The organism is Nocardiopsis sp. B62, from assembly GCF_018070675.1.
GTDB classification, from domain to species: domain Bacteria; phylum Actinomycetota; class Actinomycetes; order Streptosporangiales; family Streptosporangiaceae; genus Nocardiopsis; species Nocardiopsis prasina.
This window is the reverse complement of the sequence record NZ_JAGPXK010000006.1, coordinates 146589-172637: the sequence shown is the minus strand read 5'-3', so window position 1 is coordinate 172637 and position 26049 is coordinate 146589. Positions and strand designations below refer to the sequence as shown.

22 protein-coding genes are annotated in these 26049 nt (G+C 72.7%); 13 read left to right on the top strand and 9 right to left on the bottom strand.

The genetic code is table 11. From position 1 onward, the window contains the following. Positions 1 to 5: 5 nt before the first annotated feature. Positions 6 to 620, bottom strand: a complete 615-nt coding sequence (locus KBX21_RS09495) for a TetR/AcrR family transcriptional regulator (protein ID WP_049575666.1) — start codon at positions 618 to 620, stop codon at positions 6 to 8. Between the two features lie 237 nt (positions 621 to 857). Here KBX21_RS09495 and KBX21_RS09490 point away from each other — a divergent pair, with 237 nt between their 5' ends. Beyond that, positions 858 to 1442: a GbsR/MarR family transcriptional regulator gene (locus tag KBX21_RS09490; protein WP_374225710.1), complete on the top strand. Its 585-nt coding sequence runs from the start codon at positions 858 to 860 to the stop codon at positions 1440 to 1442. A gap of 2 nt (positions 1443 to 1444) precedes the next feature. On the opposite strand, the gene KBX21_RS09485 is transcribed toward KBX21_RS09490, so the two are convergent. The 6 genes from KBX21_RS09485 to KBX21_RS09460 all read right to left on the bottom strand — a co-directional run bounded on the left by KBX21_RS09485 (position 1445) and on the right by KBX21_RS09460 (position 8629). Then, positions 1445 to 2251, bottom strand: coding sequence for an ABC transporter ATP-binding protein (locus KBX21_RS09485; protein ID WP_234004041.1), 807 nt, complete (start codon positions 2249 to 2251; stop codon positions 1445 to 1447). Then, positions 2248 to 3363, bottom strand: coding sequence for a FecCD family ABC transporter permease (locus tag KBX21_RS09480; RefSeq protein WP_374225709.1), 1116 nt, complete (start codon positions 3361 to 3363; stop codon positions 2248 to 2250). The genes KBX21_RS09485 and KBX21_RS09480 overlap by 4 nt, the downstream gene beginning before the upstream one ends. Next, entirely contained in the window at positions 3360 to 4382 is a 1023-nt protein-coding gene (locus KBX21_RS09475) for an iron chelate uptake ABC transporter family permease subunit (RefSeq protein WP_049575569.1), read from the bottom strand. Before KBX21_RS09475 ends, KBX21_RS09480 begins: the two co-directional genes overlap by 4 nt. 14 nt (positions 4383 to 4396) lie before the next feature. Next, on the bottom strand, positions 4397 to 5422 hold the full coding sequence (locus tag KBX21_RS09470; protein WP_049575565.1) for an iron-siderophore ABC transporter substrate-binding protein: 1026 nt from the start codon (positions 5420 to 5422) through the stop codon (positions 4397 to 4399). A gap of 299 nt (positions 5423 to 5721) precedes the next feature. Beyond that, positions 5722 to 6873: an NAD(P)/FAD-dependent oxidoreductase gene (locus tag KBX21_RS09465; protein WP_049575560.1), complete on the bottom strand. Its 1152-nt coding sequence runs from the start codon at positions 6871 to 6873 to the stop codon at positions 5722 to 5724. An 82-nt stretch (positions 6874 to 6955) separates the two neighbouring features. Then, a complete protein-coding gene (locus KBX21_RS09460) occupies positions 6956 to 8629 on the bottom strand; it encodes an alpha-glucosidase (protein WP_210841664.1) in 1674 nt (557 codons plus the stop codon). 182 nt (positions 8630 to 8811) lie between these two features. Here KBX21_RS09460 and KBX21_RS09455 point away from each other — a divergent pair, with 182 nt between their 5' ends. Beyond that, on the top strand, positions 8812 to 10086 hold the full coding sequence (locus tag KBX21_RS09455) for an MFS transporter (RefSeq protein WP_210841663.1): 1275 nt from the start codon (positions 8812 to 8814) through the stop codon (positions 10084 to 10086). A gap of 508 nt (positions 10087 to 10594) precedes the next feature. Beyond that, entirely contained in the window at positions 10595 to 11395 is an 801-nt protein-coding gene (locus tag KBX21_RS09450; RefSeq protein ID WP_210841662.1) for a cyclase family protein, read from the top strand. A gap of 12 nt (positions 11396 to 11407) precedes the next feature. Here the strand turns inward: KBX21_RS09450 and KBX21_RS09445 are convergent, their stop codons facing one another. Continuing rightward, entirely contained in the window at positions 11408 to 12625 is a 1218-nt protein-coding gene (locus KBX21_RS09445) for a PP2C family protein-serine/threonine phosphatase (RefSeq protein ID WP_210841661.1), read from the bottom strand. A 686-nt stretch (positions 12626 to 13311) separates the two neighbouring features. After that, a complete protein-coding gene (locus KBX21_RS09440) occupies positions 13312 to 14412 on the bottom strand; it encodes a TetR/AcrR family transcriptional regulator (RefSeq protein WP_210841660.1) in 1101 nt (366 codons plus the stop codon). 112 nt (positions 14413 to 14524) lie between these two features. On the opposite strand from KBX21_RS09440, the gene KBX21_RS09435 reads away from it, so the two are divergent. The 10 genes from KBX21_RS09435 (at position 14525) to KBX21_RS09390 (ending at position 26026) form a co-directional block, all read left to right on the top strand. After that, positions 14525 to 15487 (top strand): ATP-binding cassette domain-containing protein, encoded by a 963-nt coding sequence (locus KBX21_RS09435; RefSeq protein WP_210841659.1) that lies wholly within the window; start codon positions 14525 to 14527, stop codon positions 15485 to 15487. After that, positions 15484 to 16281, top strand: coding sequence for an ABC transporter permease (locus KBX21_RS09430; RefSeq protein ID WP_049575539.1), 798 nt, complete (start codon positions 15484 to 15486; stop codon positions 16279 to 16281). The genes KBX21_RS09435 and KBX21_RS09430 overlap by 4 nt, the downstream gene beginning before the upstream one ends. A 410-nt stretch (positions 16282 to 16691) precedes the next feature. Further along, entirely contained in the window at positions 16692 to 17645 is a 954-nt protein-coding gene (locus KBX21_RS09425; RefSeq protein WP_210841658.1) for an alpha/beta fold hydrolase, read from the top strand. A 14-nt stretch (positions 17646 to 17659) separates the two neighbouring features. Beyond that, a complete protein-coding gene (locus KBX21_RS09420) occupies positions 17660 to 18637 on the top strand; it encodes an arsenic resistance protein (RefSeq protein WP_049568253.1) in 978 nt (325 codons plus the stop codon). Positions 18638 to 18791: 154 nt separating this feature from the next. Continuing rightward, positions 18792 to 19631 carry an AraC family transcriptional regulator gene (locus KBX21_RS09415; protein WP_234003843.1) on the top strand — a complete coding sequence of 280 codons (840 nt, stop codon included), beginning with the start codon at positions 18792 to 18794 and terminating at the stop codon, positions 19629 to 19631. Between the two features lie 165 nt (positions 19632 to 19796). Next, positions 19797 to 20606 (top strand): ABC transporter ATP-binding protein, encoded by an 810-nt coding sequence (locus tag KBX21_RS09410; RefSeq protein ID WP_156208028.1) that lies wholly within the window; start codon positions 19797 to 19799, stop codon positions 20604 to 20606. Between the two features lie 105 nt (positions 20607 to 20711). After that, entirely contained in the window at positions 20712 to 21764 is a 1053-nt protein-coding gene (locus KBX21_RS09405) for an iron-siderophore ABC transporter substrate-binding protein (RefSeq protein WP_210841657.1), read from the top strand. Further along, positions 21764 to 23866, top strand: a complete 2103-nt coding sequence (locus KBX21_RS09400) for an iron ABC transporter permease (RefSeq protein WP_210841656.1) — start codon at positions 21764 to 21766, stop codon at positions 23864 to 23866. The genes KBX21_RS09405 and KBX21_RS09400 overlap by 1 nt, the downstream gene beginning before the upstream one ends. 56 nt (positions 23867 to 23922) lie before the next feature. Then, positions 23923 to 25011: a peptidase C39 family protein gene (locus tag KBX21_RS09395; RefSeq protein ID WP_049568265.1), complete on the top strand. Its 1089-nt coding sequence runs from the start codon at positions 23923 to 23925 to the stop codon at positions 25009 to 25011. Positions 25012 to 25120: 109 nt separating this feature from the next. Next, the gene (locus tag KBX21_RS09390) at positions 25121 to 26026 is read left to right on the top strand and encodes an aminoglycoside phosphotransferase family protein (protein ID WP_049568268.1); all 906 of its coding nucleotides are present in this window, start codon (positions 25121 to 25123) and stop codon (positions 26024 to 26026) included. Positions 26027 to 26049 lie beyond the last annotated feature (23 nt).

Sequence of the window (26049 nt, the reverse complement as noted above, 5' to 3'; positions counted from 1 at the left end):
ACCGCTCAGGTCTGCGGGCGCAGGCCCGCGACGAGCAGGTCGGCGAAGTGGCGGCCGACGTCGTCGCCGGTGAGCTCGCCGTCGCGCCGGTACCAGGTGCCCAGGTGGTGCACGGAACCGAAGAAGTAGTCCACGACCAGGTCCGCGGGGACGTCGGTGCGAAAGACGCCCTCGTTCTGGCCCTGCTCGATCATCGCGCGGAAGATCTCGTGGTAACCGCGGCGTTCGGCGCGCACGCTGCGCTGCTTCTCGGGCGCGAGCTGGTGCATGGACCGGAAGAAGATCTTGGTGTCGTCCATGTTGGCGACGCTGGTGACGATGACGTCGGCGGCGGCCGCGTGGACCCGTTCGGCCACGGGCGCCTCACGCGAGGAGATCTCCAGGAGGTGCTCGGTCTGCATCCGCAGGACACGGGCGTAGACCTCGTGGAGCAGGTCGTCCTTGGAGCCGAAGTAGTGGTACATCGCCCCCTTGGTGACGCCCGCCGCGGCCACGACCTCCTGCACCGAGGTGCTCTCGAACCCCTGCTCCGCGAAGAGCCGGGTGGCCGCCTCCAGCAGTCGTTCGGGCACGGATCCGCGCCCGGCTTCGACCTCGGTCGTCCGCCGTCCTCGCGCCATGTCCCGCCTCACCTCGTGTCCCCCGCGGTTCCCCGACGGGGTGTCGAACACCGACCCGGTCAGCATACCGACCGGATGGTACCCCGAGCACGCGCTCGCGGCCGACCGGAGGACGAAGGCGACCTGGAGGGTGTGTGGTGGGCCCTCGAGCGCCTGCTGGGGTCGCTGCGCACCAGCCCCGAGCGAACCCGCCCCAACCGACGTGAGGCCGCCCGCGTGGGCGATATCGTGGCCCCCATGACGCAGGGTGTACGGGGGGAGCGGGCGTTGGAGGCGGGTGCGGTGGACGGGGCCGGGGACGACGCGGAGGCGTTCCGCGACGACTTCGTCGCCCGCTTCGCCGCCTACTGGCAGTCCCAGGGACGGCCCAAGGCCGAGGGCCGCATCGTGGGCTACCTGCTGGTGGCCGACCGGGACGCGGTCAGCGCAGAGGCCGTCGCCGAGGGCGCGGGGGTGAGCCGGGGCTCGGTCTCGCAGTCGGTGCGCCGCCTGCGCGAGCTGGGGTTCGTCACCCTCGTGGACTCCCCCGACAGCCGCTCACGGCTGATCAGCATGGACGAGGACGTCTGGGGCGGGTTCCTGCGCAACGAGCGCTCCTACCTGCGCCAACAGCGCGACCTCGCCGCCTCGGCGCTCGAACGCCTCCCGGACCTGGGCGAGTCCTCCCGCACCCGGCTGCACAACATGTACGACTACATGACCTGGCTGGACGGCCACCACGACGTACTGCTGGAGCACTGGGAGGAGTACAAGGCCGCCCGTGACCAGCGGACCCGGCCGGATCCGGTGACCACGGACGCCGAGTCCGAAGGGCCCGCCTGAGGTCAGGGTGACGCGGGGGCCCGCTCGTGCGGGATGACCAACGGGGTGCCGGTCCGGGGGTCGGGCACCACGTCGCAGGCCAGCCCGAACACCGACGCCACCCGCTCGGCCGTGACGACCTCCTCCGGGGTCCCGTCGGCCACCACCGCTCCCCCGTCCATCATCACCACCCTCGTGGCGAACCGGGCCGCCTGGGCGAGGTCGTGCAGGACCGCGACCACCGTGCGACCGTTTCGGTGCAGGTCGGCGAAGAGTTCCAGCAGGTCGTACTGGTGCGCGATGTCCAGGTAGGTGGTGGGCTCGTCCAACAGCAGGGTGCCGCTGTCCTGTGCCAACACCATGGCCACCCAGGCGCGCTGGCGCTGCCCTCCGGAGAGCGACCCCACCTGGACCTGGGCGAGGTCGGTGAGCCCGGCGAGCTCCAGGGCACGGGAGACGGCGGTCTCGTCCTCCGGGCTCCACTGCCGCAACAGGGTGTGGTGGGGGAAGCGTCCGCGCGCCGCCAGCGCGCGGACGGTGATCCCCTCGGGCGCCAACGGGCTCTGCGGCAGCAGCGCCAGCTGGCGGGCGACCGCCTTGGGCCGCTGCGCGCGCACGTCGCGGCCGTGCAGGAGCACCCTTCCGCTGCTCGGCCGGTTGACCCGGCCCAGCGCTTTGAGCAGGGTGGACTTGCCACAGCCGTTGGGGCCCACGATCACGGTGAACTCGCCCTGGGCGATGGTCAGGTCCAGGTCGCGCACGACCGGGTCCGCGCCGTAGCCCAGGGTGAGGCCCTCGGCCGCCAGGACCGGGGCGGTCTCTCGGCTCACAGTCGTCCCTTTCGCCATTCACGGATGAGCAGGTAGCCCAGATACACGCCACCGATCGCCAGGGTGAGGACGCCCACGGGCAGGCCCTCGGCGAGGGGCGCGTGCTGGACGGCCAGGTCGGCTGACACCAGCAGGAGCGCGCCCACCAGGCCGGACAGCGCCAGGTTGGGTCCTGGCGCGCCGCTGAGCCTGCGGGCGATCTGCGGCGCGGTGAGGGACACGAACGCGATCGGCCCGGCCACGCTCACCGCCGCCGCCGACAGCACCACGGACAGGACGACGGCGGCGGTGCGGCTGTTCGCGGCCCGGGCCCCGAGGGAGTCGGCGAGCTCGTCGCCCATCTCGTTGACGGTGATGGGCCCGGCCAGGGCCACGACCAGCGGGACCGCCAGCGCCAGGGTGAGCCAGATGGTGGTGGAGTGCTCCCAGGAGCGGGCCCCCAGGCTGCCGTTGACGTAGGCGGCCAGGACACTGGCCTTGTCTCGGGCCATCACGGACACCACGAACTGGGTGAAGGCCTGGGCCATGGCGGCGACGCCGATGCCCGCGACGATCAGCCGTCCGGGGTCGCGCAGTCCGGTGCCGGTCACGGCGGCCACGACCACCACGGCCAGGGCGGCCCCGGCCAACGCCCCCAGGGGTACCGGCACGATCCCCGGGAACATGAGCGCGGCGAGGGCGGCGCCAGCCCCCGCACCGGCGCCCAGTCCGATCACGTCAGGGCTGCCCAGCGGGTTGCGGGTCACGGACTGGAAGAGCGCCCCGGCCAGTCCCAGGGCGACGCCCGTTCCCACCGCCACCGACAGCCGGGGGCCGCGCAGCCGTTCGAGGGCGAACAGGTGGGTGGCCTCCCCTCGCCCGGACAGGACCGCGGGCAGCTGGGTGAGGGGCACTCCCAGGCGTCCCAGGCTCAGGGTGGCGGCGGCCGCCGCCAGCAGGAGCACCAGAATGAGGAGGCCCACCACGAGCGAGCGGCGGTGGAGGGGCAGCGCGACGTGGCGGCCCAGGCGCAGGACCGGGAACGGCGGACGTGGTGAGGGCGAGGGCTCCGGCGGGGTGCCGGTCGGGGCTTCGGAGGCCCGGTCGGACGCGGATCGCAGCGGGTGGTTCACGTCGCCGACCTCGACTTCCGGACCACGTACAACAGCACCGGCGCGCCGACGAAGGCGGTGACCACGCCCACCATGAGTTCCATGGGGCGTACCAGGATGCGGCCCACGACGTCGGCGACCAGCAGCAGGGAGGGACCGACCAACAGGGCGAAGGGCACCTGGAGCCGGAAGTCCACCCCGACCAGCCCGCGCACCACGTGCGGGACCGCCAGCCCGACGAAGGCGATGGGGCCCGCCGCCGCGGTGGCCCCGGCCGCGAGCACGGTGCCCGCGAGCAGTCCTCCCGAGCGCGCCAGGAACACGTTGGCGCCGGTCGCCACGGCCGCCTCCTCCCCCAGGGCCAGGGCGTTGAGCGAGCCCATCACCAACAGCGCGAGCAGGACCCCCGCCCCGATCACCGGCAGGACGGCGAGGAGCACGTCGTGGCCGCGACCGGCCAGGGAGCCCACCACCCAGTAGCGGTAGCTGTCGAAGACGTCCGGCATGCTCAGCGAGACCGCCTGGACGTAGGCCATGAGCACCGCCGAGACCACCGCGCCGGCCAGAACCAGGCGGACCATGCCGCCGTCGCCACCGCGAGTGCCCACCGTGTGGGCGGCCAACCCGGCCAGCAGCGCGCCGGGCAGGGCCCACCAGACGGTGGCGGTGGTGGAGGCGGGGCCGAGCAGGGCGGTGGCGGTGACCACCGCCGCGGCCGCCCCCGCGTTGACGCCCAGCAGACCGGGGTCGGCCAGCGGGTTGCGGGTCACCCCCTGCATGAGGGTGCCGGACAGGGCCAGCGCGGCCCCGGCCACGATTCCGAGGAGGGTGCGCGGGTAGCGGCTCTCCACCACGGCGGTGATGTGGGGGTCGGCCTCGCCGAGGAGGACCTGCCACACCTCGGCCGGTGAGGTGGGTTTGCTGCCCGCGACCAGGCTGAGCAGGACCGCCGCGAACAGGACCGCCCCGGCCGCGCCCAGGGCGAGCGCGGCGCGGGCGGGCCCCGTGCGGGGCGGTGCCGCGAGTGTCTTCACGATCACGTCGTCGGGTCGCCTCAGTCGTCCAGGGTCCCGGCGGCCTCCTCGATGAGGGGGACGTAGCGGTCGATGACCCAGGGCACCGTGAGCGGGTTGATCAGGGAGGAGGCGGTGACGAAGGAGTTGTCGTCGCTGGTGACCACGGAGCCGCGTTCGATGGCGGGGATGGAGCCGTACAGGTCCTGGGACTCGATCTCGGCGCGCGTCTCGGGGTCGGAGTAGAACGTGAAGATGAGGTCGCTGTCACCGAACTGGTCGGCGTTCTCCAGGCCGATGAGAGCGGAGTCGGTGCCCTCGGTCTCGGGGAAGGTCTCCACGACCGGGTCGACCTGGAGCCCCAGACCGCGCACCATGGCCACGCGCTGCTCGTCGGGGAGGAAGACGCCGAGCGTGCCGGGACCGTCGGTGTAGACGTAGGAGAAGGTGAGGTCGGCGAACTCGGGGTTGTCGGCGGACGCCTCCTCGAACCGACCCTCGATCTCGGTGACGAGGTCCCCGGCCTCCTCGGGCTGGCCGAGCGCCCGACCGATGATCTCGATCTGCTCGTCCCAGTCGGTGCTCCAGGCGAGGTCGGGGTAGGCGACCGTGGGGGCGATGTCGGTGAGGATGTCGTACTGCTCCTGGGTGACCCCGGACCAGGGGGCGAGGATGACGTCGGGGGCGAGTTCGATGATCGCCTCGAAGTCGATGTCGTCGGCCCCCGCGAACTGCTCGGGGAGCTCCTCGCCGGACTCGGTGACGGCCTCGTGGATCCAGGGCAGGTAGCCGGTGTCGTCGCTGCCCCACTCGTAGCTCTCGATGCCGACCGGCACGGTGCCGAGGGCGATGGCGGTCTCGGCGGATCCCTGTCCGAGGGTGACGACGCGTTCGGGGCGCTCGGGGATCTCGGCGGTGCCGAGGGCGCTCTCGATGGTGACGGGGAAGGTCCCGTCCGCGTTCGCCTCCGATGGAGTGTCCTCGCCGTCGGTGCCGCAGGCGGCCAGGCCGAGAGCGAGGGCCGAGGTGAGTGCGATGCCGCCGACTCGGCGCAGGGTGGAGTACATGCTCACTGCTTTCTTAGTCACGGGGAGCGGCCGCGTCGCTCTGGGCGGGCCGGTTGCGCGCAGGGGGAGTCCTCGGAGGAGGGCAGCACGAGGGAACCAACAAAACGGGAGAACCCCGACATCAAGCAAGGTTAGTCTAACCTCACTTGGGGGGATTTCAAAAAATATGAACCGGGAGGGGTCTCCCCCTCCCGGTCCCGAAGCGGCCGGTCACAGCCCTGGGCGGACCTCACTCCGGGTACGGGCCCTCGTACCGCTAGCGGAGGGCGCGACCACCGCCAGCGGTGTGTGATCAGAACTCACGGGCGGCGGTCGGTGAGAACGTTGCTCACCCCGCCGAGGTAGCCGATGAACTGGCGGGTGACCATGGCACCCAGCCGTTCGCGGCCAAGGAACCGGGGCGGTGTGAGGCGTGTGATCGCGTCCGCCCCCGAGGCCAGCGACGCCAGGTTCACCGGCCCGCGCCGCACCGACTCGTACCGGCGCAGCGCGGCGGCGGGGTCGGCCTCGGCCGCCTCGTCGGAGAGCGCCAGGCTCAGCGCCCACGCGTCCTCCAGTGCCTGGTTGGCTCCCTGTGCGGTGGAGGGCGGGAAGGCGTGGGCGGCGTCGCCCAGCAGGGTCGCCCCGCCCTCGCCCCAGACCCGGCGGACCCGGTGGCGGACGTGCTCGAACAGCGCGAGGTCCTCGTCCTTCGCGTGGTCCAGGACGGCGCGCACGTCGGGATCGGTCCAGTCCTCGAACAGGCGGCGCAGAACGCTGGACGGGGAGGCGGGCCGGGGGATCTCCTGGCGCCAGCGAACGTCGAACCACCACTGCACGAGCCCGTCCCCGGCGGGCACCATGTGGCACACGCCCTGGCGTCCCTGGACCACCGCCGCGACCGTGCCCGCCGCCAGATCCGTCGGCACCCGCGTGAGCCCCTGCCAGCTGGCCCAGCCGGTGGGACGCACCGGATCGCTCTCCCACAGGTCACGCCGGGCCGCCGAACGCACGCCGTCCGCGCCGACCACCACGTCACCCGTGGCGCTGGTGCCGTCCCCGAAGAGCGCGCTCACGGTGCCGTCGAAGTTGATCCGCACCCGGGTGCACACGCGGCCGTAGCGCACGGTGCCCTCGGGCAGTCCGTCCACGAGCAGGTCCAGGAGCGCGTGCCGGGGAACGGTACGGCACTCGAACCCGTAGTGGTCGCTCACCGCGTCGACGTCGAGTGTGTAGCGCCGCCGCCCGGAGGGGTCGCGGTTCTCCAGTCCGTCGAGACGGCGGCCGATCCCGCCGGGGTCGACCCCCAGGGCCCGCAGGGCCGCGGTCCCGTTGGAGTGGAGGCCGAGTCCGGCACCTCCGGAGCGCGGCCCGGTCGCGCGCTCGTGGACCTCGACCTCGTGTCCCCGCCCGGTGAGTCCCCGGGCCAGGGCGAGCCCGCCCACACCGGCTCCGACGATGACGACTCTCATGAAGGTCCCCGCTCCCGCTCGATCGGCTGCCCAACACAGTACTCACCGATCGATCGCGGGAGCAGGGCCCCTCGGGGGTGGATCATCGGCCCAGGTGCACGCGGGCCTCCCACGGGCGCAACGGAGCCAGGACCGGTCCGGCGTCGGCGAGGTTGCCGATCAGCAGTTCGGGGTCGGAGCCCGCCACTTCCTCGGGCAGGTCCACCTCCACCGTCCGGTCGCTCCAGTTGGCCAGCACCAGCAGCACCTGGCCGTCGTACGTGCGGGTGTAGGCGTAGACGCGGGGGTCCTCCTCCAGCAGCGGGGCGAACCGTCCGTGCACGATGACCGGGTACTCCTTGCGGAGCGCGATCAGACGTCGGTAGTGGTGGAACACCGACCCCTCGTCGGCGACGGCGTCCTCCGCGTTGATGTCCACGTGGTTGGGGTTGACCCCGATCCACGGTGTACCGGTGGTGAACCCGGCCCGCTCCCCCGCGGTCCACTGCATGGGAGTGCGCGCGTTGTCCCGGCTCATCCGGGCGATCCCGGACATGGCGGCCCCGGCGTCCACCTTGCCGGTCTCGACCATGGTGCGGTGGTAGTTGAGGGTCTCCAGGTCGCGGTAGCCCGCGATGTCGTCCAGGTGGGCGTTGGTCATGCCCAGTTCCTCGCCCTGGTAGACGTACGGGGTCCCCTGCATCATGTGCAGCGTGGTGGCGATCGCCGTCGCCGACTCCACCCGGTACCGACCGTCGTCACCGAACCGCGAGACCGCGCGCGGCTGGTCGTGGTTGTTCAGGTACAGGCTGTTCCAGCCCCGGTCGTTGAGCCCCGACTGCCAGCGGTTGAGCGAGGCCTTGAGCCGGACCAGGTCCAGCGGGCGCGGGTCGAACTTGCCGCCGGGCCCGTGGTCCAGGTCGACGTGCTCGAACTGGAACACCATGTCCAGCTCGCGGTTGACCGGGTTGGTGTGGACGCGCGCCTGCTCCACGCTCACGCCGGGCATCTCCCCCACCGTGAGCGCGTCGCGCCCGGCGAAGACGGTCCCGTGCATCTCGTGCAGGAACTCGTGCAGGCGCGGCCCGTTGATCGCGTGCTCGGCGAAGTCGCCGTGGTCGCCCGTCTCCGGCCCGTCCGGGAACTTCGGGTTCTTGGACACGAAGTTGATGACGTCCATGCGGAAGCCGTCCGCGCCACGGGCCAGCCACCACAGGGCGACCTCGTGCACGGCCGCGCGCACCTTGGGGTTCTCCCAGTTCAGGTCGGGTTGCGACGGGCTGAACAGGTGGAGGTAGTACTCGCCGCGCCCCTCGTCGTAGGTCCAGGCGGGGCCGGAGAAGACCGAACCCCAGTTGTTGGGCGGTCCGCCGTCGCGACCGGGCCGCCAGAAGTAGAAGTCGCGCTTGTCCTCGTCGCCCTCACGGGAGGCGGTGAACCAGGGGTGCCGGTCACTGGTGTGGTTGACGACCAGGTCCATCACCAGGCGCATACCGCGCTCGTGCAGGCCGTCCCGGAGCCGGTCCCAGTCCTCCAGGGTGCCGAACCGGGGGTCGATGCCGGTGTAGTCGCTGATGTCGTAGCCGTTGTCGTCCCACGGCGAGGGGTAGACGGGCGACAGCCAGACCACGTCCACACCGAGCAGCCTGAGGTAGTCGAGCTTCTCGATGATCCCGGGCAGGTCACCGACGCCGTCGCCGTCACTGTCGTTGAAGCTGCTCGGATAGATCTGGTAGACGACGCTTGACTTCCACCAGTCGGCGCTGGGTTCGGGCATGTGTTCCTTCTCAGCTCGTGGTCGGCACACCATTCAATCGTTCCGGGCTCCGGTTGGGGAGGGGAATCGCGGCGGCCTCGGGCGGCGGATCCCGAGGAGGGAAGCCCCTGGAGGGAACTGGTCTGGACCGGTAGGGTGCACGGGCCCCCACGATGCGCGCGGGGGTCACGGGAAGGTGCCCCATGGAGCGTGGCGGACCCGAGGAAGAGCTGGACCGGGCGGCGAGGGGCCCAGTGCAGCGGGCGGAGGTCGGGCCGCGGTTGTGGTCACGGGACTTCGCCCTCTTCTTCGCCGCGCGGGCGGTGGCCCGGACCGGTGACGGAATGCTCCCGGTGGCGCTGGCGGCCGGGCTCCTCGCGCACGGGCTGGGCGCGGGTGGCGTCGGGCTGGCGATGGCCTCGTACTCGGCCCTCTTCGTGGGGTTCGTGATCTTCGGCGGGGTGCTCTCCGACCGCTGGGGAGCCCGGCGCATGATGGTCGCCGCCGACCTGGTGCGCGTGGTCACCCAGGCGACCGCCGCCGTGCTGTTCCTGACCGGACACGTGGTCCTGTGGCAGATCTGCGTGATCGGCGCGGTCAACGGGATCGCGGCCGGGGCGTTCCAGCCCGGGGTGGCCTCGGTGGTGCCGAGAGTGGCCCGGGACGTGCAGGGCGCCAACGGGGTGATCCGTACCGCGGAGGCGCTGGCGATGCTGGTCGGCCCCGCGGTGGCGGGAGTGCTGGTGGCCGTGGTGTCGACGGCCGGGGTCCTCGGTGTGCACGCGGCGACCTACGCGGTGGGGGCGCTGCTGCTCGCGCTGATCCGGCTTCCCGAGCCCGCCCGGGGCCGGGGTGAGGGGCCGGGGTACGTCGCCGACCTGGTGGAGGGGTGGCGCGAGTTCCGTTCGCGGACCTGGATGTGGTCGGTGATCCTGCTGTGGATGGTGCTGATGGTGGCCATGTGGGGTCCGCAGATCCCCCTGGCCTCGGCGGAGATCATCCTCGGGCACGGCTCCCAGGCGTTCGGACTGGTCAGCGCCGCGCTGGGTGGTGGAACGGCGCTGGGCGGGGTGCTCGCCACGCGGATCCGGCCGGGCTTTCCCCTGCGTGTGGGAGCGATCGCACTGTTCGGGGCGGGCGCGTACTCGGTGGCGGTCGGTCTGGGTCTGGGGGTTCCCGCGCTGGCGCTGGGAGCGGCGGTGAGCGGCGCGGCCATGGGCTTCTGGGGCGTGATGTGGATGACCAGCGTGCAGACCCAGGTTCCCGGCCCCGTGCTGGGGCGTATCCACGCCTACGAGGTGGCCGGTTCGTTGGCGATGCTGCCGGTGGGCCAGGCCCTGGCCGGTCCCGTCGCCGAGGTCTTCGGATCGCGGACGGTACTGCTGGTCGGCGGGACGGTGACTGTGGTGGTGGTGTTGGTCCTGCTGCTCCTGCGGCCAGTCAGGAACCTGCCCTCAGTTCCCGCGTCACGTTCCTGACCAGGTCCCCAGGCCCGTGACGGTGGTGGGCCGGCGCGTGACCCGCTCACCGGTGACCGCGGGGACCCCGCTTCGTAAAGCCTCGGGGCGATCGGGATGGTCCGACGCCTCCCGGCCTGGACAACGGACACGGTCACGGGCCCGGACCCCTCCCTCCGGGACGCCCCCTTCGCCACCGCACCCCGGCGTTCCCCGGCGTTCCCCGGCGTTCCCCGGTGCCGCCGTGAGCCCGCTCCCCCGGCTCCGTGTTCGCTCCGAGCACCCACGCGCCCTTGGGCCTCACCCCCGCTGACGTACCCGGTGCCCCCTGCCTCCGCTCCCGCGAACTTCCGGTTCCCGGTTCCCCGGTTCCCGGGCCGGTTCGGCGGTTCAGCGGGAAAGTGACGGCGAACCGCGTCGTGCCCCGTTCCGTGAACGGAATCGCTCGGCACCGACCTCCCCGAGCCGCTACTTTTGACCCGACTCTCCCCGGGGCGCTCCCGGGGACTCGCTCGACGAAGGGGACGCCATGTGCTTGCACGGAACAGGTGAGACCGTGAGGGCCCGAACGGAGCACGCGGCGCCCGCCGGGCCGCCGACCGCACCAGTCAGCCCCCTCCCCTGGCCGAAGGGGTTCCGTCGGGTCGTGGACCTCAGCCACACCATCTCCCCCGGCATGCCGTCCTGGGACGAGGACAAGCCGGTCCGGGAGACCGTAGTCCCGGCCGCGGCTCCGGGTGAGTTCGGGCTCTACCTGCAACGGTGGAGCATGACCGAGCACACGGGGACACACCTGGACGCGCCCGGCCACGTGATCGGCGGGGGCCGTCTCGTGCCCGACATCGACCCGTCCGAGCTGGTCGCCCCGGCCGCCGTGATCGACATCCGCGCCCGGGCCGCAGAGGACCCCGACACGACGGTGACCGTGGACGACGTCCACGCCTATGAGCGCGTCCACGGGCGCATCCCGGCCGGGGCCGCGGTCCTGATGTGCTCGGGTTGGAGCTCCCGCTGGTCGGAGGGTGACGACCGCGTCCGGGGCGTGGCCGAGGACGGCACCTGGCACTTCCCCGGTTTCTCAGCCGAGGCCTGTGACTTCCTGGTCTCGCAGCGGGCCATCGCCGGAACCGGGGTGGACACGCTCAGCACGGACCCCGGCTCCTCCACGGACTTCGCCGCCCACGAGGTGGTGGGTCGGGCGGACCGCTGGGGGCTGGAGGCCCTGACCGGACTGGACCGGCTCCCGCCGAGCGGGGCGTTGATCACGGTGGGCGTGCTGCCCGGCCTGGACGCCTCAGGCGGTCCCAGCCGGGTCCTCGCCCTCTGGTGATCCTTCCGGGGCTCAGAGGTGGCCCCGGACCGCCCCGCCGGGGGTCCACTCCAGCAGCATGATGGTGGCGTCGTCGGTGAATCCGCCGCGCTGGTGTGCGCGGATGTCGTGGATCAGGCGCCGCAGGGTCTCGGGGGCGGGCTCGTCGGCGGAGGCGGCCCTGATGACGAAGTCGGCGAAGCGCTCCAGGCCGAACATCCTTCCGTCCCTGTCGTGTGCCTCCGTGACGCCGTCGGTGTACAGCAGCACCTGGTCTCCGGGTTCGAGGGTGGTGCGGTGGACGGTGCGCGGGGCGGTGTCGGAGACCACCCCGTCCAGTCCGAGCGGGAGTTCGGGGGTGCGGTCCAGGGCGCCCTCCACCAGGCGCTGGTGGCGGATGAGCAGCGGCGCGGGGTGGGCGCAGTTGGCCCAGGAGAACGCGCCGGTGGACAGGTCGAGGGTGGCGAAGATGGCCGTGCAGAAACGTTCGGGGAGCCAGGTGACCAGGGCGCGCTCCACGTTCTCGGTGAGTTCGGCGAGGTCGGCCCCGTTGCGGCGGGCGCTGCGGGCCCCGGCCATCGCGACCGACGCGGTCAGCCCGGAGGCGAGGTCGTGGCCCATGGCGTCCAGGATGACGGCGTGCAGGGTGTCGCGGGTGAGGGAGTGGTCGAAGGCGTCGCCACCCAGTTCGTAGGCGGGTTCGAGGACGGCGGTGGAGACCCCGCGCCGGGTGCCGAGTGTGCGGGGCGGGAGGAAGGCGCGCAGCATCTCCGCGCGCAGCTGCACGTCCCGGGCGCGGGTGCGCCGCACGTAGGTGTCGCTGTAGGCGCGTTTGGACGTGATGACCAGGGCGAGCAGGGCGGCGAGGGTCTGGCAGCGGCGGAGTGTGGGCTCGTCGAGCCAGGGGGTGCGGATGTGCACGACCCCAATGCGGTCGGCGCCGTCCTTGAGCGGGAGCCACAGGCTGAGCGCGTCCGCGCCGCCCTCCACCAGCCGCAGGGTGTCGGAGCGGTAGGTCTCCCCTGCGACGGTGGTCTCCACGTCGAGGATGGGTCCCCCGGTCAGCGGAACCAGCAGGCGCTGTTGCAGGTCCACGAGGTGGACGGTGATCTTTCCGAGCCCGATCGCCGCTCCGTAGCGATCGGCGGCCTCCAGCACCTCGATGGGGCCGCTGACGTGTACGGACCTGACGAGGTTCTGGAACAGCAGTTCGCTCTCGACGAGCGGTACCTCGTCGTGTTCTTCTTCCATGCCCACCCCCACCGGTCGTGGCCGGTCGGGGGTCCCCGGCTTCCGCACCCCAGTGTCGCATCGGGGACTCCACTCTCCCAGACTTCGACTGGCGTGTCCCTTAGCAGGTCAAACCGGTGGATTCGACCCCTCCACCCCCAGTGAGTCAACTTTGATTGACTTTTTTGTCAGGTCAACCTAGATTGACGACTGTCGGGGTTGCGACACCCGCGAACCCCTCCGCGACCCAGGAGCACCGATGCCCCGCACGCTCGACGCCCCCGCACCCGGATCCGAGGGCCCGCAGGCCTGGACGGCCCGCGGCCGCACGGTGACGACCCCACGGGCACGCGCCGGGATCAAGGCGACCCACGGCGTCCTGTACCGGACCACGGGGTTGCCACCCGGGGAGGCCGCCCGTCGCGCCCGCGACCGGCCGGGAGACCGCGGGCCTGCTCAGGGCCCGGTGGGACTCGGGGGTGCCCCGCTCGGACGTGACCACCTGGACCGCTGCGGGCTTCGGCCCCGAGGAGCGCTCCCGTGCCGTGGCGAAGGGCCGGACCGCCGCACCGACTCCCCCGGGAAGGCTCCGGGAGGAACGGAGACCGAACCGTGAGCGGACGAGACGGACCCCGTGCGGCTCTCGACGCCCCGGCGGGCGAGAGCACCCTTCACCGGCTCAACGCGGCCCTCGGGAGGCCCCGAGATCAGCGTGCGGTCCGAGCCCCGTTCCCTTCGTTCCTCGCGCCTGTCGGCGGGACCAGAGCGCCCACCGCGTGGGCCGCGCCGCGCCCCTCCGATCGGGCGACGACCCTGCCTCCGTGCAGACGGAGCGCGCTCTCGGTGTCGTCGTTCGGGTCGGTGACGCCGACCGCAAGGGCCAGCCCCGGGTCGAGCACGATACTCGGCCGCGCCCAGGATCCCGCGGGAAAGGAGGAGGACAGGCAGGAGCGGAGTTCGGCCAGGACCAGCCGGACCAGGGGAAGGAGCTCGGCGGGTTCGGAGGTGACGGGCACGATCGTCACCGGCACGCCCTCCGCAACGGCGCGCAGGGCCTCCTCGAGGGCCTCCAGCCGGTGCAGCCCCAGCACCGCCACGATCCCGTCCTCAACCGGGAACCGCTCACCGCGCAGGACGTCGAGCGCCGTGGGCGCGGCCCAGGGTTCGTCCACGGGGCGGGCGTCCGGGACATGGGTGATGTGCGGTAGCGGCCAACCGTCGTCCAGGTCCACCCCGGCCAGGCGTTCGCAGGAGCGGATGACCGCGAAGGGGTCGACGAACCCGGGAGCCGCCGCGGCCAACTGCCCTGCCCCGTGCAGGGTGGTGAGCACGCTCTCGGCGACCCTGACACAACGCCGACCCGCCTGGGGCTGCGGGTCCAGGCTCTCCAGCGCACGCCCCAGCAGGATCGCTTGCACCGCCGTGGCCTGGGCGAACACCCGGCTCACGCGGGGGTCTGCGGTGACCTCTGCCATGAGTTCGACCCCGACCCGCTCGTCGGTGCCGGTCAGGGGCAGGCGGGCCACCCACGCGCGGGCAAAGGCTCCCAGGGCCCGGGTGGCGTCGCGGACGGACTCCGTGTCCCCGCCCGGGGGTTCGCGCTCGGCGGCCTCGGCCAGCACGGCGAAGTACAGGGCGCGTTTGCCCGGGAAGTTGGAGTAGACGGCGCCCCGCGTCAGGTCGGCGCGGTCCGCGACGCGGTCGATCTTGGTCTCGCGGAAGCCGTGTTCGGCGAACTCCTCGCGCGCCGCGGCGAGCACGCGCGCCCGGTTGGCCTCCTGCTGCTGTGCCCTGCTGAGCCGGACCATCTTCCTCCTCGTCTCGGTCCCCCCATCCTACGTTGAGATACCAAGAACACTCAGATACTCTCATCATTCGAATGACGCCAACATCTGGAACCTCCGGAGAATGGAGTGAACCATGCCTGAGTACGCGTTCCAGGCCCGCGGCCTGGTCAAACGGTTCGGCCGGACGACCGCGCTGTCCGGGGTCGACCTGTCCGCCCGACCCGGATCAGTCCTGGGAGTCCTGGGACCCAACGGCGCAGGCAAGACCACCGCCGTCCGCGTCCTGGCCACCCTCGCCCGTGCGGACGAGGGCACCGCCTCGGTCGGCGGCTTCGACGTCGTACGCGAGGCCCCACGGGCACGCCGCCTGATCGGACTGACCGGCCAGGGCTCGATGGTCGACGACGAACTCTCCGGCCGCGCCAACCTGGTGCTCCTGGGTCAACTCCTGGACCTGCGAAGAGGAGAGGCCCACGCCCGCGCGGACCACCTCCTGACCCGCTTCGGGCTCACCGAAGCCGCCCGGCGTCCCGTCACCACCTACTCCGGAGGCATGCGGCGCCGTCTGGACCTGGCGGCCAGCCTGGTGGGGCGGCCCAGCGTGGTCTTCCTCGACGAACCCTCCGTGGGACTCGACCCCGGACGGCGCGAGGACCTGTGGCGGATGGTCCGCGAACTCACGGCGGAGGGGACCACCGTGCTGCTCACCACGCAGTACCTGGAGGAGGCCGACGCCCTCGCCGACGAGATCACGGTGATCGACCGGGGCCGCGTGATCGCCGACGGCACGCCCGCCGAACTCAAACGCGTGGTGGGCGGGCAGGCCGTGTCCCTCCGGACCGCCGACCCCGCTCGAGCCGAGGAGGCCGCGGAGGTCATGCGGCGGGTCACGGGCCGCGAACCCGAGCGCGCCCGCCACACCCTGTCCGTCCCGGTCGAGGGTGACTCCTCTGCCTGGGACGTGGCCGGGGAACTGCGGGAGCGGGGGATCACGGTGACCGAGTTCTCCCTGCACCTGCCCAGCCTCGACGAGGTGTTCTTCGCGCTGACCGGAGCACCCCGGAACACCGACACGGAGCAGGAGTCCGCCGCATGAGCACCGTCGAGACACGAACGGCCGCCCCTCGCCCCGCGCCCCTCATCCGGCACAGCCTGGTGCTGGCCCGGCGCGGCCTGGCCAAGTCCCTGCGCAACCCGGGTTCACTGGTGAACGGCGTGATGACCCCGGCCCTGTTCATGGTCCTGTTCGTGTACCTGTTCGGCGGGTCGGTGTCCGGCTCCACCGGCGCCTACCTCCAGTACCTCTTCCCGGGCGTCCTGGTGATGGGCGCGGGCATCGCCGGAATGCTCTCGTCGGGACTGACCATCAACATCGACATGAAGAAGGGCGTCCACGACCGCTTCCGGAGCCTGCCCATCGGCCGCTCGGCCCCTCTGTTGGGCTCCGTCCTGGCCGACCTGGTCCGCTACCTCGTCACGGTGCTGGTCCTGTTCGCGATCGGGCACCTGATGGGCTTTCGCGTGGAGACCGACCCCGGCTCCGCGATCGCCGCCTGCGCGCTGGCCATCGGTTTCGGATTCGGCCTGAGCTGGGTGATGGTGTTCCTGGGCGTGCTGCTGCGCGACGAGGGAGCCGTCATGGCGATCACCTTCGTCGCGATCCTGCCGCTGCTGCTGGGCACCAGCATGGCCGCGCCGGTCGAGACCCTGCCCGACTGGCTGCGGGCCTGGGCCGGGACCAACCCGGTCACCCACGCCATGGACGCCGCCCGATCCCTGCTCACCGGTACCCCGGCGGGTGACTCGGTCGCCCTCACGCTGGTCTGGTCGGCCGCGCTGGTCGTAGTGTTCGCCCCGCTGTCGGTCTGGGCCTTCAACCGGGAACGCTGACCCGGGCCCGGTACGGGTGGCCGGTGCGTTCGGCCCCTTGCGTGGTCCCGGGGGGGGGGAGGATGCCGCGGCCTCCCGGGAGCGCGGCGGCAGCGTGGTGCCGCACGGGCCTCGACCCGGCCAGCCGGTACGCCGCCCACATCGTGGCCACACGAACGAACCGCATCGTCGCCCGGAGGCGGTTCCGCTGTGGTGACGGAAGGCGCCGCTCCGCGAAGGTGTTTTCGGTGGAGGCCCCGGGGTGCACCGACCCGGAGCCGGGCACCCCGGCGACCGCCCCCAGCCACCCGTGCGCCCCCTGAACGAGGGGCGTCGGGGGCGTGCCGACGCCCACCCCCTCCCCTAGGCTGACCCCCGCCGGTCCGGTTCCCCCCGTCGGGTTTCCCGGCGGGGGTAGGAGAGGAGTCGCGTTGAGCATCCAGCACCACAGCGTCGAGGTGAACGGCCTCCGCCTGCACGTCGCCGAACAGGGCGAGGGACCACTGGTCCTGCTGCTGCACGGGTTCCCGGAGAGCTGGTACTCCTGGCGGCACCAGTTCGCCGCCCTCGCGGACGCCGGGTACAGGGTGGTCGCCCCCGACCAGCGCGGGTACGCCCGCAGCGACCGCGCGCCCAGCTCCGAGGAGTACACGCTGCCGCACCTGGTCGGCGACGTCACCGCGCTGATCGGCGCGCTCGGAGCCGAGGAGGCCGTGGTGGTCGGCCACGACTGGGGAGCGGTGGTCGCGTGGACCACGGCGCTGCTGCGGCCCGACTTGGTCCGTGCCGTGGCCGGGCTCAGCGTTCCGCCGCTGCCGCCCGCCGGGCTCCCCTCCGTCGAGTCCTCTCGCCGCGCCTACGGCGAGGGCTACTACCAGGCCTACTTCCAGGAGCCCGGCCGAGCCGACGCCGAGATGTCGGCGGATCCGGCCTCGACGCTGCGGCGGATCCTGGTGGGGGCCTCCGGGGCCAGCCCGCCGCGTCCGTGGGTCGCCCCCGAGGGGGTACGGCTGATCGACACTCTGCCCGAGCCGGAGGAGCTGCCCGCGTGGCTCACCGCCGAGGACATCGAGGTGTTCGCCGGGGACTACGCCGCACCGGACGCCTTCACCGGCCCCCTCGACTGGTACCGCAACATCGACCGCAACCAGGACCTGATGGCCGCGTTCCGGGGGCTGCGTGTCGAGGTCCCGGCGCTGTACGCGGTGGGCGACCGCGACATGGTCTCCGTCCTTCGGGGCGTGCCCGAACTCCGCGCGGCGCTGACCATGATCGCCCCGAAGCTGTACGCCGACCTCACCCTGCCCGGCTGCGGCCACTGGACCCAGCAGGAACGCCCCCACGAGGTCAACCGGGCCCTCCTGGACTTCCTCGCCACACTGTGAACGGAACCTGATCGATGTCGATCGCCGAACGCCTCCAGAGCCTGTTCGTGGCCCTGGCCGCCGTGGCCGGCCTGGTGGCGGGGCTGCTGGCGCCGATCGGCCCGGCGGCCGAACACGTGGTTCTGCCCGCACTGCTCGTGATGCTCGCCGCCGTGTTCGTGCGGATGGACGCCGCCCACGTGGGCGAGGTCCGGCGGGCCAGGACCCTGGTGGGACTCAGCCTGGTCCTGAACTTCGTGTTCACCCCGGCGCTGGCCTGGGCGCTGGGCGCGGGCCTGCTCGGCGGACAGCCGGACCTGCGCATCGGCCTGCTGTTGCTGCTGGTCACCCCCTGCACGGACTGGTACCTGGTCTTCACCGCCATGGCGCGGGGCCACACCGGCATCGCCGCCGCCCTGCTGCCGGTCAACCTGGTCCTCCAGCTGGCCCTGCTGCCGGTGTACGTGCTGCTGCTCGGCGGGCGGGCGGCCATGGTCGACGCGGGCACCCTCGCCGAGGCCGTCCTGCTCGTCCTGGTGGTGCCGCTGGCCCTGGCGGTCCTGGTCCGGTGGGGCGCGGCCCGGTTCAGGGACGCCGACTGGCGCGAGCGGCACGTGAGCGAACCGGCCGGGCGCCTGGTGCTTCCGCTGCTGTACGCGGCCGTGTTCGCGATGTTCGCCTGGCAGGCCCGCACCGTCCTGGAACACCTGGGGGACCTGCTCGCGCTGCTCCTCCCGTTGGCGGTGTTCTTCGTGGTCCTGCCGCTGGTCGCGGTCGGCCTGTCCCGGTTGGCGCGTCTGCCCGCCGACCAGAGGGTGACCCTGACCATGGTCACCACCGCCCGCAACTCGCCCATCGCCCTGGCGATCGCTGTCGCGGCCTTCCCCGACCGGCCGCTCATCGCGGTCGCCCTCGTGGTCGGCCCGCTTCTGGAACTGCCCGTTCTGGCCCTGCTCGCCCAGCTGGTGCGCGTGCGCCACCGGACCGGGCAGGGAAGAAGCACCACGACCTGACCCGCGTGTCCCCCTCCAGGACCCACCCGCGCCCGAAGCGGGAGTGTGTCGAACCCGATGTGATGACCTGGGTGAGTTCGGCTATTTTTACGGTGTCGGCGCAGGTCGTCGACGGTGGCTTCCCGGAGCGGAAGGGGGTGGGGCGCCAGTGGGTGTGGCCGAGTTCGCGGTGGCTTCCGAGGGCGCCGGGGCGGGGGCCTGGCGGCGTGAGCCCAGGACCCGACTGCGCCGGGCCTCCGCGCTGCCCGAGGGAGCGCCCTCCCCCTTCGTGATCGTCTCGGAGTCGCACGCGCCGGGAGGGCCCACGGAATGGGAGCCGCACGCGCATCCGGCACACGAGCTGGTGTGGGTGCGCCAGGGGGCACTGACCGCCCGTGCGGGAGAGCGCCTGTTCACCGTCTCGGCGGGGTGCGGGCTCTGGGTGCCCGCCGGTGAGGTGCACACGGGACGTCTGACGGCCGGGGCGGGGCTGCACAACGCCTTCTTCTCCCCGGACAGCACGCCCTTCGCCTTCGCGGAGCCGACGGCCATCGCGATGACCCCGGCGCTGGAGTCGCTGCTGATCCACCTGGCCCGCACGGACATCGACACCGGGGCGCGTTCGCGGGCGGAGGCGGTCGTGTTCGACCTGCTGGAGCCGACCGCTCCGCGCCTGGCGCTGCGGCTGCCCGGTGACGCCCGCGCCGACAGCATCGCCGAGGCCCTGATGGCGGATCCGTCGGACGACCGTTCGCTGGAGGAGTGGGCTCGCGGCCTGGGCACCAGCCCCCGCACGATCACCCGTGTGTTCCGCGCCTCCACGGGGCTGTCCTTCGCGCAGTGGCGACAGTCACTGCGCGTCCACCGGGCCCTGTCACTGCTGAGTGAGGGAAACGAGGTCCAGGAGGTCTCCGAACTCCTCGGATACGCCCAGACCAGCACGTTCATCGACGCTTTCCGACGCGTGATGGGCACGACCCCGGGCGCGTTCACGGGTCACTCACGCGGGCACTGACCGGTTCTCCGTATCGGCTGTCCGGAAGTCCTGATTGCAGCCAGCGCGCGCCCGAACCTATTCTGAGTGAGTGAAGGCTAACCTAACTTCCTGCCGCGTCGGCCCTGCTCACGTCCGACGCGCCACACCCTTCGGGCGGGTGGTGCGCCGAGCACCGCGCCGCGCGTGAGCGCCCTGAACGGGGACCGGCTCGTCCTCCGCTACGGCGGGACCACCGTCGTCCACGGAACCTCGCTGACCCTGACCACCGGTCAGGTCACCGCACTGGTCGGACCGAACGGCAGCGGAAAGTCCACCCTCCTGCGCGCACTGGCCCGCCTCCACCGTGTCGACGGCGGCCAGGTGACACTCGGAGGCGGCGACGGCGCCCCGGACCGACCGGTGTCCCTGCTCAGCGCACGCCGGTTCGCCCGGGAGGTCACGCTCTTCGCCCAGTCCCGGCCCGTGCCGGAGGGACTCACGGTGAGCGAGGTCGTCGCCTTCGGTCGCCACCCCCACCGGCGCGGATTCGCGGGCCCCTCAGCCGCGGACCGGGAAGCGATCGAACGCGCGATGCGGGTCACCGGTGTGCGGGACATGGCCGACCGGGCCGCCGGGCAGCTCTCCGGCGGGGAGATGCAACGCGTCTGGCTCGCCGCCTGCCTGTCCCAGGACACCGGCGTGGTGCTGCTCGACGAACCCACGAACCACCTGGACCTGCGCTACCAGATCGAGACCCTCGACCTGATCCGGGACCTGGCCGAGGACCACGGGGTCGCGGTCGGGGTCGTCCTGCACGACCTGGACCACGCCGCGCGCGTCGCGGACCGCGTGCTGCTGTTGAGCTCCGGTCGCGCGCACGCCGAGGGGCCGCCCTCGGAGGTGCTCACCACTGACAACCTCAGCGAGGTCTACGGCCTCCGGATCGAGGTCACCCGGGACCCCACCGGTCGGCTCCGTATGGACCCGGTGGGCCGTCACCCGGCCCACCGATAGGTCCTCCCCTGAACTGACCGGCACCGCCCCTCGTTTCCCCGTGCCCGGCGTCCCCACCCCCCTCAGCGAAGTCCCCAGAGCAGTTCGAAGCAGAGAGAACCCACCATGACCAGTGCCAGCAGACTCGCGACCCTCACGGCCGTGGCCGTCGCCCTGATCGCTTCGGGGTGCGGCACGACCAGTGTCGACGAGACCGAGCCCGAGGCCCTCGCGGCGCCCCCTTCGGAGGACTGCGCCGAGGACGCCACGGCCACCTCGACCGACCCGGTGACGCTGACCGACGGCGTCGGCCGGGAGGTGGAACTCGACCAGCCCGCCGCACGCGTCGCGGTCCTGGAGTGGCAGCAGGTCGAGGACGCCCTCACGCTCTGCGTCACCCCGGTGGCCGTGGCCGACCCCGAGGGCTACAGCACGTGGGTGAGCGCGGAGGAGCTGCCCGAGGGGGTGACCGACATCGGCAACCGCGAGGAGCCCGACCTCGACACCCTGTACGCGCAGGACCCCGACCTCATCGTCGTGGAGGCCGCCGGACCCGACGACGAGATCATCGCCCGGCTGGAGGAGCGCGGCGTTCCGGTCCTCGTCACCCGGGGCGCCGACCCGGCCGACCCCATCGGCAACATGCTGAACGTCTTCGAGATGATCGGCGAGGCGACCGGCCGCACCGAACGGGCCGACGAGGTCGTTGGGGAGTTCGAGGACCACCTGGCCGAGGCCCGCGAGCAGGTGGCCGACGTCGACCTCCCCACCACCGACTTCCTCTTCTTCGACGGATGGCTCCAGGGCGGCAACCTCACCATCCGCCCCTACGGTCAGGGCGCCCTGTTCACCGCGCTCGGCGAGGAGCTCGGGATGACCTCCGCCTGGACCGACGACATCAACGACGCCTACGGCGACGGCGGCGTCGACCCCTCATACGGTCTCGCGCAGACCGATGTCGAGGGCCTGACCGCCGTGGGTGGGGCCAACCTCTTCTACGCCAACGACGAGGGTGTCGGCGGCTACGTGGAGGAGCTGGAGAAGAACCCGATCTGGACCTCCCTCCCGGCCGTCAAGGAGGAGCGGGCGCACGCCTTCCCCCCGAGGGTGTGGGGCGCGGGCGGCCCGCGTTCGACCGCCCAGGCCATCGACGCCTTCGTCGACTCCCTCACGCAGTAATGAGCGAACTCCGTTCCGCCGGGCCCCGGCCGGTTCCGTCGCCGGGCCCCGGCCCGCGCGGCGGGGCCGCCGGGGCCGCGGTGGTCACGGCGCTGGTCACCGCGATCTGCGCGCTGGGCCTGTGGCACCTCACGCAGGGCACCTCGGGTGTGGGCTGGTGGGACCTCGTGCGATTCCTCGCGGGAGACCGGGAGGAGGTCAGCGGGGTGCCCGTCGGCCACGTGCTGGAGGGTTCGCGGCTTCCTCGCCTGTTCGCCGGTGTGGCCGTGGGCTTCGCCCTGGGCGTGGCCGGAGCACTCCTCCAGTCCGTCACACGCAACCCGCTGGCCTCCCCCGACACGCTCGCGGTCACAGCGGGCTCCTACTTCTCGCTGACCCTGGTCGCCTCGTTCGGCCTCGCCGTGCCGCTCTGGGCGTCGGGCCTGGTGGCCTTCGGCGGCGGCCTGCTGGCGGCGGCACTCGTGCTGGCGCTCACGGGCAGCGCCGCCGGGACCGCCACCACACGTCTGGTGCTGGCGGGCTCGGCGCTGGCGATGGCCCTGGACGCGGCCACCGGCATGCTGCTGATCCTGTTCAAGGAGAACACCACCGGGCTCTTCGCCTGGGGCAGCGGATCCCTCGCCCAGCTCAACGTCGACGCGTCCCTGCGCGCGATGCCGCTCATCGTGGCGGTGCTCGTGGTGGCGCTGCTGCTGAGCCGTCGGCTGGACGTCCTCGGGCTGGGTGAGGACACCGCGTCCTCGCTCGGTGTTCCCGTGCACTCCACCCGGATCACGGCGGTGGTCTGCGCGGTGATCCTGACAGGTGCGTCGGTGACGCTCGCCGGTCCGATCGCCTTCGTCGGGCTGGGCGCCCCCGTACTGGCGCGGCTGATCGCCTCCCGCGTTCCCGCCCTGCACCGGCACCTGTTCCTGGTGACCGTCTCCGGGCTGCTCGGCGCCGCTCTGATCCTGCTCGCGGACGCGTCCCTGCGCGCGTTGCTGGGCGCCGAGGGCGCCGCATCCATTCCCACCGGTGTGCCCACGGCGATGCTCGGTGGGCTCCTCATCGTCGTGCTGGCCCTGCGCCTGCGCGACGCGGGCCCCCTCCGCCGCCCGCCGGGGGCGGGGGCCGGTCCGCGCTCCACACGGCGGTTCGTGATGGTCCTGCTCGTGGTGGCCGCTCTGTTGGCGGCGGCCGCACTGGTCGCCGTGCTCGCTGGCAGCCTGTGGCTCCGGACCGGGGACCTCGCGCTCTGGTTCCAGGGGACCGCCCCGGATCTGGTCGGCCGGGCCCTGGACGATCGGTTTCCGCGTGTGGTCGCAGCCGTCCTCGCGGGAGCCGCGCTCGCCCTGGCCGGAAGTGTCGTCCAGGGCACCGTGCGCAACCCCCTCGCGGAGCCCGGCCTGCTGGGCATCACAGCCGGGGCGGGCCTGGGCGCGGTGATCGTCGTGACCTCCAACCCGGCCGGGGGCGTGGTCTCGCTCAGCACGATGGCGGTGCTGACGGGCCTGGCCACCTTCGCGCTGATCTGCGTGCTGGCCTGGCGGGGCTCCCTGCGCCCGGACCGCTTCGTCCTGATCGGCATCGGGTGCGGATACAGCCTGAGCGCCATCACCACCTTCCTCCTGTTGCGCGCCGACCCCTGGCAGACACCGCGCATCTTCACGTGGCTGTCGGGGACCACGTACGGCCGGACCCTGCCCGACGTCCTGCCCGTCGCCCTGGTCCTCCTCGTGGCGGCGCCCCTGGTGCTGCTGCTGAGCCGCCACCTGGACCTGCTCGCCGTGGACGAGGACACCCCGCGCGTCCTCGGCATACGAGTGGGTCGGACCAGGCTGGCCCTGCTGAGCGTCGCCGCCGTCCTGGCCGCCGTCAGCGTGGTCGCGGTGGGGGTGGTCGGCTTCGTCGGGCTCGTGGCTCCCCATCTGGCGCGCGCCCTGGTCGGGGCCCGGCACGCACGGAGTGTGCCGGTGGCGATGGTCTCCGGTGCACTGCTGGTCTGTGTCGCCGACACCCTGGGCCGCACCCTCATCGCCCCCGCGCAGGTCCCGGCGGGACTCATGATCGCCCTGGTCGGAGGCCCCTACCTGCTCTGGATCCTGCGCCGCTCCCGCGTGTGAACGACCAACGGCGCCCGCCTGGCGCCCGTCCACCCCGAGAACTCACGGAGTACCGAATGCCCTCCCACCACGCGCGACCGCCGGAGAACCGGGTCGTAGTCACGTTCGACCCTGCCGCTCCACCCCCTGAACTGGCTCCGGTCGCCCCGGTCGACGTGCTGGAGCGCTGGGGAGCTCTCGACCGCTCGACCCACTCCCCCGAGATCGTGGCCGTCACCGAGGGCCCGGGGGGCGCGTGGGCCGGTGCCGCTCTGGTGACGGCCAGACCGGGGACCGCGTACACGAAGATCGTCGACGCGGTGGGCGACGCGTCCGGCGCCGTCGCGGCGGTCGTCGCGCTCGCCGAGGAGCGGGGGCTCTCCCAGGTCAAGTGGGAGGGGTGGAGCGTGAGTCCCGGGGAGGCCGCGGCCCTCGGATTCACCGCTCTGGACGGCCCGAGCGGCCGGGTGGACGACCCCGGTCAGCCGCCGGCGGGCCACGTGCGCTGGCTGGTGGAAGCCGAGGTGTCCGAGCCCCCGTACTACCGGCAGACCACCAACTTCACCTGCGGCGCCGTCACCGCGCTGATGGCCCGGGTCGGGGCGGGTGCGCTGCCGCCCGGGTCCTTCGACCGCGCCGCCGAGCTGGGCCTGTGGCGCGGGGCCACCAACTTCCCGGCCTGCGAACCCGTGGGCCTGGGCGTCGCCGTTCACCGTTCGTGGCCGGACGCGTCGGTCACGGTGCACCTGGACACCGACCAGCCCGTGCTCCTGGACTCCTACGCCGGGGACGAGCGCGAGTGGCGCGCCGTCCTCCAGCGGGGATCGCGCGCCGACGCGGAGCGGGCCGGGCTCCCCCTCGACGCGCGCCGACTCTCCCTGGACGGGCTGCGCGGGTCCCTCACCCGGGGCCGCCGGGTACTGCTGTTGCTCTCACTCGCCACGATGCAGGGGTTCGACGTGCCGCACTGGGTTCTCTGCCACGGCGCCGTGCCCAGGGCCGTGGTGGTCGAGGACCCCTGGACCAACGCCGCCACGGGCGACACCTGGGTGGACGCGCACCTGCTGCCCGTCCCCGACGCCTCTCTCGACGCGATGTCCACGATGGGTCCGGACGGCTACCGGGGCGCGGTGGCCCTCGGACACGCCACCGGCCCCGACGCCTGACCACACTCCACCACCTCGAACGGGAAAATGGAGTGGACGGACCCTGGGGCCGGGGAGTGGGATGGGGGCGCCGCCTCACGAGCAGACGTAGAGAAGGACGTGGCCCCTGATGACCGAGACCGCCCCACACGGGTGCCCCGAGATCGACACCCGGCTGGTCCGGCGGCTCGTGGACGAACGGTTCCCTCGGTGGGCCGGGCTGCCGCTTCGGCCGGTCCGCCCCGGCGGCCTCGACCACGTGATCCACCGGCTGGGCGAGGACCTGTCCGTCCGGCTCCCCCGCCACGCGGACGCGGCCGGGCAGGCGGACAAGGAGTCACTGTGGCTGCCGCGCCTGGCCCCGCACCTCCCGCTGGCCGTGCCGGAGCCCGTGGCCGTGGGCGCACCGGGGTTCGGGTACCCGTGGCGCTGGTCGGTGTCGCGCTGGCTGCCGGGTGAGACGGCGACGGTCGAGGCGCTCGCGGACAGCACCGTCGGCGCCCGACGGCTCGCCCGGTTCCTGGCCGCCCTCCAGCGGAGCACACCACGCGACGTCCCGGAACGCCTGGCGGGCGAACCGCTGGCGCTTCGCGATCCGGACACCCGGTCCTCCATCGCCATGGTCGCCGACACCTTCGACGCCCGGGCCCTGACTTCCCTCTGGGAGAACTCGCTCGACGCCCCCGCGTGGAACCGCCCACCGGTCTGGTTCCACGGAGACTTCCACACCGGCAACCTGTTGACCACCCATGGTGAGGTGAGCGCGGTGATCGACTTCGGCAGTCTCGGCGTGGGCGACCCCGCACGCGACCTCATGATGGCCTTCGCCCTGATGTCCCCGGCCACCCGGGCGGAGTTTCGCGCGGAACTCGGATCGGAGCTCGGACTGGGGCCCGGGGAGGACGACGCGCTGTGGGCGCGGGGCCGGGGCTGGGCCCTGGCCACCGGTCTGATCGCGTACGTCGTCCACGCCGCCGCGCACCCGGACATCGCCGCGCAGACGTCCCGTCAGATCGAACAGGCACTCCTGGGCTAGGGCGGCGTGACGTGCACCCGACC

What these genes read in the sequence shown, in the direction of transcription:
- KBX21_RS09495 (WP_049575666.1), bottom strand. Translation starts at nt 620, where the DNA reads ATGGCGCGAGGACGGCGGACGACCGAGGTCGAAGCCGGGCGCGGATCC.
- KBX21_RS09490 (WP_374225710.1), top strand. Translation starts at nt 858, where the DNA reads ATGACGCAGGGTGTACGGGGGGAGCGGGCGTTGGAGGCGGGTGCGGTG.
- KBX21_RS09470 (WP_049575565.1), bottom strand. Translation starts at nt 5,422, where the DNA reads ATGTACTCCACCCTGCGCCGAGTCGGCGGCATCGCACTCACCTCGGCC.
- KBX21_RS09465 (WP_049575560.1), bottom strand. Translation starts at nt 6,873, where the DNA reads ATGAGAGTCGTCATCGTCGGAGCCGGTGTGGGCGGGCTCGCCCTGGCC.
- KBX21_RS09460 (WP_210841664.1), bottom strand. Translation starts at nt 8,629, where the DNA reads ATGCCCGAACCCAGCGCCGACTGGTGGAAGTCAAGCGTCGTCTACCAG.
- KBX21_RS09455 (WP_210841663.1), top strand. Translation starts at nt 8,812, where the DNA reads ATGGAGCGTGGCGGACCCGAGGAAGAGCTGGACCGGGCGGCGAGGGGC.
- KBX21_RS09450 (WP_210841662.1), top strand. Translation starts at nt 10,595, where the DNA reads ATGTGCTTGCACGGAACAGGTGAGACCGTGAGGGCCCGAACGGAGCAC.
- KBX21_RS09445 (WP_210841661.1), bottom strand. Translation starts at nt 12,625, where the DNA reads ATGGAAGAAGAACACGACGAGGTACCGCTCGTCGAGAGCGAACTGCTG.
- KBX21_RS09440 (WP_210841660.1), bottom strand. Translation starts at nt 14,412, where the DNA reads ATGGTCCGGCTCAGCAGGGCACAGCAGCAGGAGGCCAACCGGGCGCGC.
- KBX21_RS09435 (WP_210841659.1), top strand. Translation starts at nt 14,525, where the DNA reads ATGCCTGAGTACGCGTTCCAGGCCCGCGGCCTGGTCAAACGGTTCGGC.
- KBX21_RS09430 (WP_049575539.1), top strand. Translation starts at nt 15,484, where the DNA reads ATGAGCACCGTCGAGACACGAACGGCCGCCCCTCGCCCCGCGCCCCTC.
- KBX21_RS09420 (WP_049568253.1), top strand. Translation starts at nt 17,660, where the DNA reads ATGTCGATCGCCGAACGCCTCCAGAGCCTGTTCGTGGCCCTGGCCGCC.
- KBX21_RS09405 (WP_210841657.1), top strand. Translation starts at nt 20,712, where the DNA reads ATGACCAGTGCCAGCAGACTCGCGACCCTCACGGCCGTGGCCGTCGCC.
- KBX21_RS09400 (WP_210841656.1), top strand. Translation starts at nt 21,764, where the DNA reads ATGAGCGAACTCCGTTCCGCCGGGCCCCGGCCGGTTCCGTCGCCGGGC.
- KBX21_RS09395 (WP_049568265.1), top strand. Translation starts at nt 23,923, where the DNA reads ATGCCCTCCCACCACGCGCGACCGCCGGAGAACCGGGTCGTAGTCACG.
- KBX21_RS09390 (WP_049568268.1), top strand. Translation starts at nt 25,121, where the DNA reads ATGACCGAGACCGCCCCACACGGGTGCCCCGAGATCGACACCCGGCTG.